Here is a 14,170-nt window from a genome sequence, read left to right as displayed (position 1 = left end):
CTCCGGTCTGCAGGCGATCAAAGAAAGGCGACGGTGAATGAATGTCGGCGTGCCATCACCACGCTCCATTGATCTGCATCAAGGCTTTTCATCATTCGCGAACGATGACGCCGACGCCTTCGAGCGCTTCGCGCCAGAGCTTGCGCACTTCGGCGTGACGTTTTTCAAGAGCCGCGTTGACGGCCGCGCGAAATGGCACGAGTGCCGAACCCTTGAGGAACAGGATTTGTGCCTGCAGGAGTCGGCCGCTTTCGAATTCGATGCGGCGCAGCGCCATCATGAAGGGGTCGCTGGCATTGGCTTCTAGCGGGAGCAAGGCTGCTGGCCGTATGCCGGCATGAACGGCATGTGCAAGCGTTGCGAGGTCGAGCGCCAGCGCCAGGGGACGATCCGGAATCTCTTCGGGCGGCCGAGGGAACCATGCCGTCTCCCACGACATCGCCATATAGCCCAGCGCGACATCCGGCACCCACGAGGTCGCGCGCAGCAGCAGAGAAACGATCTCCGCTTCGTGGTAGAACTGCGCGTTCAATTCGGTCTGCCAGGCGGATTCCAGCTTCGGGGGCAACGCAAATGCGAACTGGCGTGCCAATGCGCCATGGGCGGAGGTCAGGAACGCGGCGGCGCGCGTCTGCTGGCGCGGCGGCACGCGGCCTTCGGAGTCGAGCGGCCCGAAAAACGCGCTCATTGGGTCGTTCCCTGCACCGGGATCGCGCGCAGATGATCATAGCCGGCCGGAAAGGGAACGAGTGCGCCGCCGGCGTCCTCCGGGGCGATCCAGACGGCCTTGTTGCCGTGCCAGCGACCGGCCAGCACATCCTCCGCGAAACGCGCGAGCAGGTCCGCGGTCAGCGCGGGCTTTTCCAGCGTGAAGGCGTGATAGGCTCTCGGGATGATCACCAGCGAACTGTCGGGGATATGGACGCGCAGCGTCTCGTGCAGTGCGCGCGGCGTCAGGAAGTCGAATTCGCCGTTCAGGATCATGGTCGGTACGCTGATCGACGGCAGCTGCGGTGTCAGCGGCTGGAAGTCGAGGAAGGACTCCATCAGGTTTTGCAGGGCGTAGACGTCGTTGACCAGCCAGCCCTGCCGCTTCACGCTGTCGAGCTTGTCCAGCACCGGCTTCAACCATTGATCCGACACGTTCATCGGCAGCAGCAAGTCCTGCAGATAGCTGGTGCCGCCAAGGATCAGCCCGGTGCGCAGGGCATTGCCGAGCAGGAAAAGCTGTGGCGGAAGGTCCGCAAAGCAGCTCATGGGCACCAGACCGGCCAGACGATCGCCGTGCTGGATGGCATAGCGTAGCGCGATCAGGCCGCCGAAGCTGATACCGCTGAGAAAGACGGGGACCTCGCCGAGCTCGCCGACCAGAAGATGAAGCGCTGCAACCTGGTCGTCCTGATTGATGAAGAGGGCGGGCTTGTCGGACTCACCCTGGCCCAACAGGTCGAATGTCGCGACGCGAAAGTGACGCGTGACGAGGGCGTCGCGATAGGCCGCCCACAGCTCGGCATATTGCGTCAGTCCGTTGACCAGCACAAAGGCGGGGGCATCCGTCGGCCCCTCGAGCTCATAGCGTATGCGATATGAGCCGTGGCTGAGAAAGGGCATTGCGGCGGTCCGCACCAGAGGAATGACAATAAATACTCGTCCATGAAAACGGTCATCCCTTGAGCTATATCAACGGTCGACCGAGACGCCGTACCTAGCCTTCTTCCAAAGCTGCCAGGAGGAATCGGCCATGACCGCAAGAAATTTTGCAAGGCATTGCTTTGTCAGCGTGCTCCTGTTGCTGATCGGCACCGCCCTTGCAGTTGCGCAGCCCTTTACCCGCCGCTCATCGCAGATGCAGCATGATGAGCTCAAGAAGACGATCGAGATTGCCAATTTCCGGCTCGGCGGCAAATACGATCTGAGCGATCCCTCGAAATGGGAGAACGGCGGCGAGGGCGGCGTCACGCTGGAATCACTCGGCGCCGGAAAACTGCACAGCGCCTATATCGCGGTCGGCACACCACGTCGCAACGCCGCTGGCGAAATTACCAATGCCGTGATCATCAATTCCTATTATTCCGGCGATTCCACCGACATGTACGAGCAGTGGGTCAAGGGCGCTGCCCTGTCGGGCGGTGTGCCGATCATTGGCCCGGGTCGGCCGATCGATACCGATCGCTACTACGTCGTCATGGTCGATCCGCTCGGCACCTGGGGCGCGAGCAAGCCGTCCGACGGCCTCGGCATCAAGTTTCCGCAGTACAGCTACTACGACATGGTGCAGGCGAATTACCGCATGCTGCGCGACGGCTTGAAGATCGCGCACGCCGCGCTCATCACCGGCGTCTCGATGGGCGGTACGCAGACCTATGTCTGGGGCGTCATGCATCCGGACTTCATGGGTGGGCTGATGCCGATCGGCGGGACCACGCAATCGGACGCCGAAGATCCGGTCGGCAACTGGACGTTCCAGTTGATGACCGCTGCCATCGAGGCCGATCCGGTATGGCAGGCCACGAAGGGCGACTACTACAAGCTGCCCAAAGAGAAGCATCCGATGCTCGGCGTGGCATTCGGCTGGTCGGTGCTCGGCTTGACTGGCTATGATTTCGGCTTCCGAACGACGCAAAGCTTTTCGGCAGTACAGCCAGAAGTGTTTTATTGGGACCCACCGAACGAGAAGGCGGGCAGCAGCGTGATCACGCGAGCCAAGCTGTATGACGCCGTTGATCTCGTTTGGCGCAACCGCGTTGGTGAAACGCACAACATCAATTCATATCTCGGCCGCATCCAGGCCCGTACTCTGGTGATGCACATCACCAACGACCAGTGGCTGAACTACAAGCTGGCCGAACGCGCCGTCGATCGGGTCCCCGGTGCACAGATCATCGGCGAGGAAAGCCCAGTTGCCCATTACGGCGTATTCCCGATCATCAACCACCGGAAGAACGACCCGAAATTCGTCGCCTTCATGGATGATGTGGCGAGCCTGGACCGGGCGCAGAAATACGTCGACAAGAACTATCGCGTGCCCGGCGTTGCCGAGAACATCGACCCGACCAAGTCGTTCTGGAAGAATTATGTGACCTATCCGTATCCGGTCAAATACGCGACCGCAAAGGACAAGCGTGGCACGTCCTGGCAAATCGGCTACATGGACGAGTACGCCGGCACCGACAAGGACCCGAAAGTACTTGTCATCATCCATGGCAAGGGCGCGTTCGCCGGGCATTACGGCAATGTCATGCAGTATGCTCTGCGCAGCGGGTTGCGCATCATCGCGCCCGATCTGCCGCATTACGGCATGTCCGGACCCGGCAATCTCGACAAGAGCCCGGCACGTACCATGCAAGATATGCGCGAGGTTATCTATGACCTCGTGGTCAACCAGCTCGGCGTCAAGAAGGCATATTATCTCGGCCACTCGCTCGGCGGTCAGTTCGTGATGGGCTACGCCCTGACCTGGCCGGACGCAGTGCAGGCTCTCGCGCTCGAGGCGCCGTCCGGTCTGGAGGAATATCCGCGCGACATCACCATCGCCAAGGACAAGAAGGCTCGCCTGTTCGATGAGGCCTTCGGCCGCGACTTCGACAAGTGGAAGCAGACCTGGGACCAGACCGGCATTTTAGCCGCAGAAATGGGACGCTCCGAACAGAACATCCGCGACTTCTTCTATTTCAAGAAGCGCGATCCGGAGACCAACGTCGTGTCTGCTGCAAAGAGCGGCTATTTCTTCAATGACAGCGAATATGCCCGCTTCCACACCGAGCAGCGCGTCGGGCTGACCAAGGGCAATCCCAAGGAGCTGGAGCAGTGGTGCAACGTCTTCATCTTCGACGTCTATACGATCGGGGCGGAGCTGCAGCAGGATGATCCCAAGAACTTGTACGAACGGCTAACCCAGATCAAGGCGCCGATCTTCCTGTCGTTCGGCGACAAGGAGCCGTTCATCCCGACGCCTGCGTTCAACGGGCTGACCGACCTCGGACGCGACGTCATTACGCCGTTCATGTCGCGCATGACCAATGCCGGCAACCGGCCGATCCTTAAGATCTACCCGGACACCGGGCATTTCATCCACACGGACAATCCGGTGGAATTCCCGGCCGACGTCGTGGACTTCGTGACCAAGGGAACGGTCGATACCAATTCGCCGCTCGGCACCGACCGCATGATCAAGGGGGCGGTGGTATCCGCATTGCCTGTGGCGCCGACGCCGGCCGGTGCGGCGCCGACGGCCGGTCTGAACAAATAGGCCGGGTCATGTCAACGGTGCAGGCGGGTGAAGTGAGATTGGGTTGGCGGGAGTGGGGCAAAGGCGACACCACCGTCGTCTTCATCCACGGCAATCTCGCCAGCAAGGATTGGATCGAGCTCGCCGCGCCGCTCTTTCCCATCGGCCTGCGGGTGATCGGGATCGACTGGCGCGGCTGCGGCGACAGCGATCGGCCGCAGCCCGCGGCCGACTATTCCAACTATTCCATGCAACAGCACGCGGAGGACATGCTGGCGGCGCTGGATGGGTTGGGTATCAAGTTCTGCCACCTCGCCACCCATTCGACCGGCGGCATCATCGCCGCGCGGATGCTGTTGATGCAGCCACGGCGGTTCGGTCGGGTGTTCGCGCTTGATCCGGTGACGCCGCTCGGCATGGCCTTCAATGCGGATCAGATCGGCCTTTTCCGGGCGATGATGGCAAGCAAGGAGCTGACGCGGACGGTGATGGCCACAGCGGCGTCCTCGCTGTTCGTGCCGGACAGCATGGCGCCGAATGCGATCCCGCGATTCCGCGACGGGCTCGGGGATATCCAGGCGCTGTTCGACCGGATCATCGAACAGACCTTTGGCGTCTCCGAAGGAATTTGGATCGGAACGCCGGTCAATCTCACCCGTGAGCGGGAGAGTGGCGAACTGGAACGCCGCATGCGGGACATCTGCCATCCACACCTGGTGCTGTGGGGTGAGCGGGACGGCTGGATTCCGCCTTCGGATCTTCGTGCAATGGCCGAGGCGATGCCGGATTGTCGGCTCGTCATCGTACCCGGTATCGGGCACTCAATGAATCTCGAGCTGCCGGCCCTTTACGCCGGCTATTTCGGCGCCTGGTTCGGGGGACTTGCCGCGTAACTGCAAACGAGCAAAGGAGCATTGTCATGCCAGAGATCAATCCATCCGCCGACAAGATGCGCGCGATGCTGACCGAAACACTTGACCGCCTGCGAAAGGCCAACGAGGAGTATTTTGCGCTGCTGGAGAAGGGCTTGAGTTCCTCGCCGCTGCCCATCGCCGACCAGGCCAAGCAGTTCTGCCAATTCATGCAGCGCAACGTTACCGCGACGTTCGACCTCGGCGACAAGCTCGTTCAGGCCAAGGACATGCAGGACGCGCTCAAGACGCAGTCGGAGTTCTTCCAGGACCAGATGCGAGCACTGACCGACCAGGCCAAGAACATGGGCGAGACGGCCATGAAGGCTGCAAGCGGAATGTTTGGCCACAAGGGCTGAAGCTGTAGAGACGTTGGAGTTGGAATCGTCCAGCTGGCCTGGCGCCGCGTCGGTGCTCGGTCAGATCGTGAGAACGGCGACGCAGGAGAACTTCATGGCAGAAACGACGAAACTCTCGGTCGAGAAGGCGCTCGAAAAGCTGCGCGGCCGCGATCGGCTGAAATCGAAGGATCAGCAACTCGATGAAAAGACCGAGGCCCTGAATGAAGAGGTCAGGCGGATGCGAGCGCAGAGATTGCGCCTTGACCAGGGCAAGCCTAAACGCGGCTGAGGCTTGACTGGTCCATATGACGCTTCAATTCCTGGTCGGCGCCGTCGTCAGCGGGATCAACATCATGATCCACGCGATGGTAACTGTCGGCGCCATCGGCATCGCCCGGTGGGCCGGGCTACGCCATACGGCGTGGCCGAGATTGCATCTGATGGCCGTCATGGTCGCGACTGCGACTGCCTTGATGATAGCGCACACGCTCGAGATCCTGGTATGGTCGCTGGCATATCGCATTTTCAGGGTGGCACCCGCCGATAGCGATCTGATCTATTTTGCCTTCGTCAATTACACCACGCTTGGCTACGGCGACATCACGCCGGTCGAGGCGTGGCGCATGACCGGGCCGATGACGGCCATGAACGGCATCCTGATGTTCGGCTGGTCAACCGCCGTTCTGTTCGAAGTGTTGCGCAAGACGCTCGAGCATTTGGCGGCGATCGCCGCGCCGGACCTCAGTTCTGCAGATCGAGACTAGCAAGCTGCACCCGGTCCAGCAGAACGATCTCGCGCTGGGTGCTGCCGATGAATCCGAGAACGCCGAGCTCATGCAGCCGCGATAGCGCGCGAGACACGGTCTCCAGTGTAAGGCCGAGATAGTCGGCAATATCGCGTCGCGACATCGGTAGCGCCATGATGTCGGCCGCGGTCAGCCGCTTGTCCATCTCGATCAGGAAGGCGGCAACCCGCTCCAGGGATGTCTTGCGTCCAAGTAGGAGCATATGGTCTTCCGCGTGCCGCAAATTGGTCGTGGTCATGCTGAGCAAATTCCTCGCGACAACGACGTCGTGCTCGGCGACCAGTTCAAGGCTTTGTCGTTTGATCAGACGAACGGTCGTCTCGATGATCGCTTCCGCCGTGAACCGATGCGACGCACTGTTTTCCAGCCCGAAAATATCACCGGCGAGGTGGAATGCGCCGATCTGTCGTCTTCCATCCGCGAGCAGCTTGTAGCTTCGAACCGCACCAGACTTGACCTGATAGACGTACTCGGCGGACTCCTTCTCGCCGTAGATTTCAGTGCCTCTCTTGTAGGTAAACTCGCTCAAGCTGACGATCGGATTTGAATCGCTGGTCATTCCAAATTCGCCAAGGGAATTGGCGCGCCCTGTCGGGCCTGTCGCGATGCGTACTAACATGACCGAACTCCTGAACTTCGCAGAATTCCTTCCAGATGCACCGTGAACGCGGCGCGCTTTTCTCTCCCGCACCAGTGATCTGCGGCGTCCAACAGCGCCGGTCCCGATCATCAACCGATCAACTCGATTTCAAATGACTCAGCCACATCGCCTCGCGGCTGCAAAACGCTACTTCGCGATACGAGTTTATTCTACTGATCCAAGTAGTGGGAAATCGGCGGCGTTGGCGTCATTAGTTAATGACCGTGGAGTGGAATCTTGTTGATCAAAATCAAATGAGAACGGCCGTCCGGCAGCGCATTCATCAACGGATGTTCTTCGACATTCTTACCATACTTGTTCGCCTCGGCAAAAGATGTGCCAAGCAGATTGGTTGGACGCAGTCGCCTATGCAGTTCGTGCCAGACCGGTCCTCCTGCCGAGTGATCCGCACTTGTACGTACCGGTTTTGAAAAGAGCATCAATGGCTCTAACTCAAGGTAGGTGAATAGCGCTGTCGGTAACTGAGAGGCTCGAACTTCAGTTTTCAATCGACTCATGAGCGCAATAGGTATCCACTAGCGTCATCACCGCTCCGATCTCGGCATTCACCGGTGACAGAGAGCGTTGCGCTCCCGCCTGCCAAAACGAGGGCACATCACGTGTCCGAAATTCGACCAGACCGGAATGAGTCCGACAACGTGCGGTGCCGGTTCTCCATGACCGCAGCAGGCGCGCGTTCGAGCTATGAGTTCTGCGTGTTTGAGTTTCCAGCATGCAAGGGTTGCCCAAGGGCGGTTCATGTCGTCGGTGCAGTCGGAAGCCCGGAAGACCCCATGAAGTCGACGGTTTGCAGCAACTGGATTGCGAGCGTCGCTGGTCCGAAGGGCGGTTGTGCGTAATCAGGCAGATTCGCTGATGGAGAGTTCATTCACGAACAGAATCTTTCGCTGTTCAGGAAGCGTTTCGCAGGCCTGAAGACAGACGCTGAGCGAGAGTTGCTCATGAGGTTGTTGACGGTTGAGAGCGCCAAAGCGCCGCCGCAGCAAGATTGAGCCCTCAGGCCAAGATGACCGGCAGCAGGCGTTCCGGTGGCTCTCAGCGCCACCGACGGCAGACGTTGCCAACGCCCCACACCGCACACCTGCGGACCTGGCGTTTGGTGGTCCTGGCTACGCAGACATCGCCTACTCGCGTTCGACCGGCTCCGCATCCGAAGGCGACCATTGTGGTCATGGCGGCGGGCTGATGAAGCGGCGCGGGTGACATGGCCTGCGCCGACGTTGTGACGGTTAAGGCAAAGGCAGCAACTGCGATCATCCTGATCATTAGAATCTCCCGTATCGTCACGTCGAGATTTGACGATGCTTTGTCTTGGTTGGCATACGTTGATCCATATCAAGCTGCGGTCGCCCTCCGAGAATCAATTGAACTCAACCAGAGGTGACATGAAGCCAGCTATTCATCGATGTCCTGCTCAAGCGTCGGCGCCGGCGCACTCCGGTGAACATCGGCGAACTGTGCAAGCGGCAGTACGGTCTTCAGCGACAGTAGACTGGAGTCGACGACGACCAGTTCGAGGGTGTGTCCTGCCTCCAATTCCTTGATAAGCCTCGGATCGGCGACGTCGGCTGCGATGCAGGCATTGGCGAGACACCAGCTGTAGGGGATCGAATGAGGCGGACCGTGGTCGACCGTGAGCTTGGCCGGGATCTGGAGATACATCCCGACTGGAACGAACAGTTGAAGTCGCGCGATGCGGTCGCCTTCGCGCTCGACCAGATCGACGCGGACTGCCGTCTGGCCGGTTTCGAATGTTCCAGTGATCGTCGTTCTGCAAAGCGTCTTTGCGCCACCTGCCTTGAAGCAGAGCTTCCGCCAATCTCCGTACTTTATGTCCTTTGTCGTGCGCTCCCCGCGGGGCGAAACTTCGGCAGCGATCGGTTTCGACGTCACGGACGATTTGTCCCGCGCCTCGGATGGATCAGTGGCGGAGGCACCGAGAACGACAGCCAGCAGGAGTGATGCGAGAGCGGGGTTTGCGATACTGTGTTGCAGCCGGTCTTGCTTACGTGGATCGTGTGGCACGATTGCACCTCCAAGGGTCGGCGTTTGCCGTTATCGCTGTTCATCGAGAAATTTCGTCACCAGTGGCGACCAGATCGGAACCGCGTCGGGTGAACCGATGAAAAAGTGTCCGTCGTGGCCGAACGGAGGCAATAGGTGGTATTCGGCCTTGCCGCCCGCGGCGGTGAAGGCCTGGTGCATGCGCTGGGTCAAAGCTGGGCCGAAGAACGTGTCGTTCTCGACATAGATCCATAGCATCGGCACCCGTGAGGTACGGCCGAACTCACCGGTTGCCTGGACCAGCTTGTCGGGCGCGCAATTGTTGTTCGGCTTGCCGCCGACACGGCCGCCGCGGCCGGCGGCAAAGGTGATGATCGCCTTGACCTGTGGCGGGTTCAGGCTCGACAGCCCGATCGAAGCCCAGCCGCCGGCGGATTGCCCGACCACGATGACATCCTTTGGCACGATACGCTTCTCGGCCGCCATGTAATCAATGATCCAGAGGTCAGCCTGGGCGACCGCCATGGCGGGATCGCGAAAATTCGGGTTGGTGCACTTGCCGACCTTGGAAAAGAATGGACCGTAGTGCCCGCGTTCCGGCAGATCGATGGCAGCCGCGCCGTATCCCGAGCCGACGGGCGCGACCACGAGATAGCCGCGTCTCGCGAACCATTTGGCCGCATCGCGGAATTCAACCAGCGGAAAGAAGCTGCGCTCGGTCGGATTGAGCGAGACACCATGGTTCATGATAGCGAGCGGAAACGGCCCGTCGCCGACCGGGCGGACCACATAGGCGAACATCGGCAATGGCAGCGGCAGAGCCCAGATTTCCTCCTGAATGCGGGGCGAGGCCGCCTTGTCCTCGGCGTGCGTCGGTGCGATCAAACAAGCGAGGCAGAGCAGGGCGGTCACAAGCGAACCGAACAGTGCGGCAGGTTGCCGAGGCATCGAAACCTCCTTCAGCCGGTGTATGTCAGAGCTACGATGATCGGGCCCAGCACGGTCAGCACGACGTTGCCGACGGCGTATGGCACGGCGACGCCGAGCACCGGCGTCTGGCTTTCGGCAACGTCGCAACAACCGGTCACGGCGGCATCGACCGTCATCGCGCCGGCCAGCGCGCCGCAGGTAATGACCGGATTCATGCGAAGGACGTGATAGGCAAACAAGGTCGCGACGATCAGTGGCACCAGCGTGACGACAAGGCCCATGCCGACCAGCAGAACGCCGTGCGCCTGGATAGCAACCCAGGCGGCGTGGCCGTTGCCCAGCCCTACAGCTGCGATGAAGCCGCCGAGGCCGAAGTCGCTCAGGGTCTGCTGCGCAGCGGGCGGCAGCGCGCCCATTGTCGGCCGGCGTGAGCGCAGCCAGCCGCAGACGAGGCCCGCAATCAACGCGCCGCCGCCGCCACCGAGCGTCAGCGCGATGCCGCCGACCCTGAAGCTGACGAGACCTGCGAGCAGTCCCGCGGCGATGCCGGTCGCAAGGAAGGCGATGTCGGTTCGGTCGCCGGAACGCAGGATTTGGCCGACTTGCGTGGCGGCGCGCTCGATGTTGCGGGTGCTGCCGACCAACGTCATGACGTCGCCGACGTAGAGCCTGGTATCCGGGCTCAATGGGACCTCACGGCCCATCCGCGTCAGCGTGCGCAAAAAGACGCCGCGTGCATTGTCGCCGACCCGATCGGCGACCTCCTGGAGGGACCGGCCATGGAGCTTGTGGCTGTCCACCAGAACGTCGACCACGTTCCCGGGTATCGCCTTCAGAATCTCGTCGGCATCGATTTCGGTGCCGATGATGGGTCTGGCGGCGACAATGGCGGCCGTTCGTCCGGCAATCACGATATCGTCACCGGTCGCGAGAACAGTATCCGGATGCGGTTCGATATCCGTGCCTTGGCGCACGATCCGCTCGATCACAGTGCGGCTGCCGATCTCGTCTTCGATCGCCCTGACGGTTCGGCCGGCTGCCGCCGCAACGCGATAGGCGCGGGCCTGGAACTTGCGATAATGCAGGTTCTCGGCCTTCGGAGGCTTGCCGCCCGAAAGCTCGATCTCGAGCTTCTTCGCTTCTTCCTTGAGGTTGATCCCCATCAGCTTCGGCGCGAATAGCGGGACGTAGATGAGTGTAAGGATGTAGCCGAGCACATAGGTGACCGCGTAACCGGCTGCGATATTTGCCTCCTGCTGTTCCAGCGCAGCTTTTGGGAGCCCGAGCTGGTTCAGCGCGCCGGATGCGGTCCCGATCACGGAGGATTGCGTCAGGGCACCGGCCGCGAGACCCGATGCCGTGCCGGGATCGAGCCCGAAGGCAAAAGCAAAGATGAGCACGATGGCGAGACCGGTGCCGCCGAGCACGAGGGCCAATGCAACCTGTGCGAGCGTCCGTACGCTCAAGGAGGCAAAGAACTCCGGCCCGGAGCGGTAGCCGATGGTGAATACGAACAGGCTGAAGAGAACAACCCTTAGCACGGAAGGAAACGTAAAGCTGCCGAGCTGTCCGATGAGGACTGCCACGATCAGCGTACACGCCGTCGTGCCGAAAGAAAATCCACGTACCTTGACGCGGCCGAGAATGGTGCCGAGCGCGATCGCTGACAGTAGAAAGATTTCGGGAGCGGTGGCGATGATCCACCTGACCGTATCCATAGCCGTACGCCCCAAGTGTCATTGATCGAGCTCAATTGAGCCCTCCAACCCGGGTGAAGGCTTGATCCAAATCAATCCTCTCACGCGCCGAGGCGTCGTTGATGCAACGATGCATGACCAGCGACACACGACGTCCCAAACATGAGTTCACAGGATATCGCTGCCATTCCATTGCCGCCCCGCGACGAAGCCGTGTCGATTGCACTGCTGCTGGCGTTTGTCGGCGGTTATCTCGACGCCTACACCTGGATCATCCATGGCGTAATGGCCAATGCCCAAACCGCCAATCTCGTTCTGCTCTGGGTCTATGGCACGGCGGGCAATTGGGCCGACGCGCTCCGCTTCGTGCCTCCGATCCTGGCATTTGCGATCGGCATCGTCGCCGCCGCGTGGCTGCGCCGGGCCAGCGGCGAGCGGGCCAGCGCGATCAACACGTTGATCGAGATCCTGCTGCTGGTCGCGATCGGCATTTTGCATAATCGGCTGCCGGATCTCGCGGGAACGCTGGGGATATCCTTCGTCGCTGCCATGCAGACTGCCATCTTCACCAAGGTCGAAGGCGTGGCCTACAGTTCGGTGATGATCACCGGCAACATGCGCCAGGCGATCGAAGGCGTTTTCCTTGCGCTGTGCAGCGGCGGTCCGCTCGGGACGCTCCGCCGCTCGGGCATCTTTACCGGGCTATGCATCGCCTTCGGCCTCGGGGCGGCCGTCGGTGCCTTTGCGACCGAGAACATCCAGGATCTGGCGCTCGGGATTCCCGTGATCGCCCTGGTGATCGTTATGCTACGTTGCGAAGTTCAACCTAACGAGGCAAGCCCATGAACTCGCAATCCGAGCAGCGCGCAGGTTGGACACGGTTTTTTCCGCCTTCCGACTGGCTTGTCGGCTATCGCGCTGAATGGTTGTCCTTCGACGCAATTGCCGGAATAACGCTGGCCGCTTACGCGATCCCGGTATCGCTGGCCTATGCCGCGCTTGCCGGCTTGCCGCCCCAGGTGGGGATCTACGGCTACATGCTTGGCGGCATCGGCTACGCGGTGCTCGGTTCGTCCCGCCAGCTCGCAATTGGTCCGACATCCGCGATCTCGCTCATGATCGCCAGCACCGTCGGGGCGCTCGCGGGCGGAGACGCGGTGCGATACGCGCAAATCGCCAGTCTTGCGGCATTCGCAGTGGCCGTCCTGTGCTTTATCTCCTGGCTGTTCAAGCTCAGCGTCCTCGTCCGCCTGGTCAGCGACAGCATCCTGGTCGGCTTCAAGGCCGGCGCCGGGCTCACCATCATCGTGAGTCAGCTTCCGAGCCTGTTTGGCGTCGCCGGCGGCGGTCACAATTTCTTCGAGCGCGTGTTTCGGCTCGCGGGTCAGCTTGGCGGCGTCAATCTCCTCATCGTGGCGATCGGCGCGGCGGCGCTTGTGCTGCTGCTGCTCGGCGAACGGCTTCTGCCAGGCAAGCCGGTCGGAATCACGATCGTGGCGCTCTCGATCGTGGTTGCAACACTGCTCGGTCTTCCGGCCGCGGGCGTGCCGGTCACCGGGAAAATCCCGGAGGGATTGCCTGCACTTGGGCTTCCGACGTTTGGTCTTTTGGAGTTCGACGATCTCTTTCCGCTCGCGGCGGGATGTGTGCTGCTGGCTTACATAGAGGGGGTCTCGGCGGCCCGCAGCTTTGCGGTCAAGCACGGCTACAATCTGGATGCACGGCAGGAATTTTTGGGGCTCGGCGCCGCGAATCTCGCGGCGGCGTTCGGTCACGGGTATCCCGTCGCGGGCGGCCTGTCGCAGTCCGCGGTGAATGACAGTGCAGGTGCGCGCACGCCGTTGGCTCTCGTGATCTGCTCAGCGACCCTGGCGCTCTGCCTGCTGTTTTTCACCGGACTATTGACTAATCTGCCAAAGGCCGTACTGGCCGCCATCGTCTTCGTCGCCGTGTACAGGTTGGTCGACATCCCGGCGCTGATGCGGATGTGGCAGGTCAGCCGGCTCGATTTCTATGCCGCGGCGATTGCGCTGGTGTCCGTACTCCTCCTCGGAATTTTGCAGGGCGTGCTGCTGGCGGCGATTGCGTCCATATTCCTGCTGCTGGCACGCGCATCGAGCCCGAACATCGCGTTCCTCGGGCGCCTTCCGGGAACCGGGCGTTATTCCGACAGCGCCCGACATGAGGGCGTGGAGCCGCTCGTTGGCGTGATCGCTTTTCGCCCCGAAGCCTCGCTGCTTTACATCAACGCCGAGACAATTTTGGACTCTGTTCTAGGTGTGCTCAGGAAATCGTCCGACATCAAGCTCGTTGCCTGCGATCTTTCGGCATCGCCCTACATCGATCTGGCGGGTGCGGGCATGTTGCGCGATCTCCATGATGAGCTCGCCGCCCGTCACGTCGCGTTCTGTATCGTCGGCGCGCATGCGCAATTGCGCGACCTGCTGCAGGCGGAAGGATTGGCGGAAAAGACCGACAGCGGTCTTTGGCTCCGGTCGCTCGACAGCGTGCTTGGCAACGGTAAGGCCAACTGAGCTCTGATCTCGGAGCCGGGCGATGCGACCCTCTCGGCCTCCCGGGCGCATTATTGCA

At 61.3% G+C, this 14,170-nt stretch carries 14 protein-coding genes; 7 read left to right on the top strand and 7 right to left on the bottom strand.

All coding sequences use genetic code 11. From position 1 onward, the window contains the following. Nucleotides 1-91: 91 nt before the first annotated feature. Complete coding sequence (locus ACVW1C_RS12390; protein WP_456758661.1) at nucleotides 92-688, bottom strand: hypothetical protein; 597 nt, start codon at nucleotides 686-688, stop codon at nucleotides 92-94. After that, nucleotides 685-1,611 carry an alpha/beta fold hydrolase gene (locus tag ACVW1C_RS12385; protein WP_456758660.1) on the bottom strand — a complete coding sequence of 309 codons (927 nt, stop codon included), beginning with the start codon at nucleotides 1,609-1,611 and terminating at the stop codon, nucleotides 685-687. Before ACVW1C_RS12385 ends, ACVW1C_RS12390 begins: the two co-directional genes overlap by 4 nt. Nucleotides 1,612-1,741: 130 nt before the next feature. Here ACVW1C_RS12385 and ACVW1C_RS12380 point away from each other — a divergent pair, with 130 nt between their 5' ends. Genes ACVW1C_RS12380 through ACVW1C_RS12360 form a run of 5 tightly spaced genes read left to right on the top strand, consistent with a single transcriptional unit; the run spans nucleotide 1,742 to nucleotide 6,244 of the window. Continuing rightward, on the top strand, nucleotides 1,742-4,249 hold the full coding sequence (locus ACVW1C_RS12380; protein WP_456758659.1) for an alpha/beta hydrolase: 2,508 nt from the start codon (nucleotides 1,742-1,744) through the stop codon (nucleotides 4,247-4,249). A gap of 8 nt (nucleotides 4,250-4,257) precedes the next feature. Next, a complete protein-coding gene (locus tag ACVW1C_RS12375) occupies nucleotides 4,258-5,121 on the top strand; it encodes an alpha/beta fold hydrolase (protein WP_456758658.1) in 864 nt (287 codons plus the stop codon). Between the two features lie 26 nt (nucleotides 5,122-5,147). After that, on the top strand, nucleotides 5,148-5,498 hold the full coding sequence (locus ACVW1C_RS12370) for a phasin (RefSeq protein ID WP_456758657.1): 351 nt from the start codon (nucleotides 5,148-5,150) through the stop codon (nucleotides 5,496-5,498). A gap of 52 nt (nucleotides 5,499-5,550) precedes the next feature. Then, a complete protein-coding gene (locus ACVW1C_RS12365; protein WP_456758656.1) occupies nucleotides 5,551-5,769 on the top strand; it encodes a hypothetical protein in 219 nt (72 codons plus the stop codon). Nucleotides 5,770-5,785: 16 nt separating this feature from the next. Next, on the top strand, nucleotides 5,786-6,244 hold the full coding sequence (locus ACVW1C_RS12360) for a potassium channel family protein (RefSeq protein ID WP_456758655.1): 459 nt from the start codon (nucleotides 5,786-5,788) through the stop codon (nucleotides 6,242-6,244). On the opposite strand, the gene ACVW1C_RS12355 is transcribed toward ACVW1C_RS12360, so the two are convergent. From ACVW1C_RS12355 to ACVW1C_RS12335, 5 genes are all read right to left on the bottom strand, one after another. Further along, nucleotides 6,222-6,905: a helix-turn-helix domain-containing protein gene (locus ACVW1C_RS12355; RefSeq protein WP_456763061.1), complete on the bottom strand. Its 684-nt coding sequence runs from the start codon at nucleotides 6,903-6,905 to the stop codon at nucleotides 6,222-6,224. The genes ACVW1C_RS12360 and ACVW1C_RS12355 overlap by 23 nt on opposite strands. Before the next feature lie 236 nt (nucleotides 6,906-7,141). Beyond that, the gene (locus ACVW1C_RS12350) at nucleotides 7,142-7,366 is read right to left on the bottom strand and encodes a hypothetical protein (RefSeq protein ID WP_456758654.1); all 225 of its coding nucleotides are present in this window, start codon (nucleotides 7,364-7,366) and stop codon (nucleotides 7,142-7,144) included. 976 nt (nucleotides 7,367-8,342) lie between these two features. Next, on the bottom strand, nucleotides 8,343-8,972 hold the full coding sequence (locus tag ACVW1C_RS12345; RefSeq protein ID WP_456758653.1) for an invasion associated locus B family protein: 630 nt from the start codon (nucleotides 8,970-8,972) through the stop codon (nucleotides 8,343-8,345). A gap of 30 nt (nucleotides 8,973-9,002) precedes the next feature. Further along, on the bottom strand, nucleotides 9,003-9,899 hold the full coding sequence (locus ACVW1C_RS12340; protein ID WP_456758652.1) for an alpha/beta hydrolase family protein: 897 nt from the start codon (nucleotides 9,897-9,899) through the stop codon (nucleotides 9,003-9,005). 11 nt (nucleotides 9,900-9,910) lie between these two features. Then, the gene (locus ACVW1C_RS12335; protein ID WP_456758651.1) at nucleotides 9,911-11,599 is read right to left on the bottom strand and encodes an aspartate:alanine exchanger family transporter; all 1,689 of its coding nucleotides are present in this window, start codon (nucleotides 11,597-11,599) and stop codon (nucleotides 9,911-9,913) included. Nucleotides 11,600-11,740: 141 nt separating this feature from the next. Here ACVW1C_RS12335 and ACVW1C_RS12330 point away from each other — a divergent pair, with 141 nt between their 5' ends. Both ACVW1C_RS12330 and ACVW1C_RS12325 read left to right on the top strand, forming a co-directional pair. Then, nucleotides 11,741-12,424, top strand: a complete 684-nt coding sequence (locus ACVW1C_RS12330; protein WP_456758650.1) for a YoaK family protein — start codon at nucleotides 11,741-11,743, stop codon at nucleotides 12,422-12,424. Continuing rightward, on the top strand, nucleotides 12,421-14,112 hold the full coding sequence (locus tag ACVW1C_RS12325; protein WP_456758649.1) for a SulP family inorganic anion transporter: 1,692 nt from the start codon (nucleotides 12,421-12,423) through the stop codon (nucleotides 14,110-14,112). The genes ACVW1C_RS12330 and ACVW1C_RS12325 overlap by 4 nt, the downstream gene beginning before the upstream one ends. The last annotated feature ends 58 nt before the right edge of the window (nucleotides 14,113-14,170 follow it).

The organism is Bradyrhizobium sp. USDA 4011 (assembly GCF_054063415.1).
This window is presented reverse-complemented; position numbering and strand designations above follow the sequence as displayed.

What these genes read in the sequence shown, in the direction of transcription:
- ACVW1C_RS12390 (WP_456758661.1), bottom strand. Translation starts at nt 688, where the DNA reads ATGAGCGCGTTTTTCGGGCCGCTCGACTCCGAAGGCCGCGTGCCGCCG.
- ACVW1C_RS12385 (WP_456758660.1), bottom strand. Translation starts at nt 1,611, where the DNA reads ATGCCCTTTCTCAGCCACGGCTCATATCGCATACGCTATGAGCTCGAG.
- ACVW1C_RS12380 (WP_456758659.1), top strand. Translation starts at nt 1,742, where the DNA reads ATGACCGCAAGAAATTTTGCAAGGCATTGCTTTGTCAGCGTGCTCCTG.
- ACVW1C_RS12375 (WP_456758658.1), top strand. Translation starts at nt 4,258, where the DNA reads ATGTCAACGGTGCAGGCGGGTGAAGTGAGATTGGGTTGGCGGGAGTGG.
- ACVW1C_RS12370 (WP_456758657.1), top strand. Translation starts at nt 5,148, where the DNA reads ATGCCAGAGATCAATCCATCCGCCGACAAGATGCGCGCGATGCTGACC.
- ACVW1C_RS12360 (WP_456758655.1), top strand. Translation starts at nt 5,786, where the DNA reads ATGACGCTTCAATTCCTGGTCGGCGCCGTCGTCAGCGGGATCAACATC.
- ACVW1C_RS12355 (WP_456763061.1), bottom strand. Translation starts at nt 6,905, where the DNA reads ATGTTAGTACGCATCGCGACAGGCCCGACAGGGCGCGCCAATTCCCTT.
- ACVW1C_RS12350 (WP_456758654.1), bottom strand. Translation starts at nt 7,366, where the DNA reads ATGCTCTTTTCAAAACCGGTACGTACAAGTGCGGATCACTCGGCAGGA.
- ACVW1C_RS12340 (WP_456758652.1), bottom strand. Translation starts at nt 9,899, where the DNA reads ATGCCTCGGCAACCTGCCGCACTGTTCGGTTCGCTTGTGACCGCCCTG.
- ACVW1C_RS12335 (WP_456758651.1), bottom strand. Translation starts at nt 11,599, where the DNA reads ATGGATACGGTCAGGTGGATCATCGCCACCGCTCCCGAAATCTTTCTA.
- ACVW1C_RS12330 (WP_456758650.1), top strand. Translation starts at nt 11,741, where the DNA reads ATGAGTTCACAGGATATCGCTGCCATTCCATTGCCGCCCCGCGACGAA.
- ACVW1C_RS12325 (WP_456758649.1), top strand. Translation starts at nt 12,421, where the DNA reads ATGAACTCGCAATCCGAGCAGCGCGCAGGTTGGACACGGTTTTTTCCG.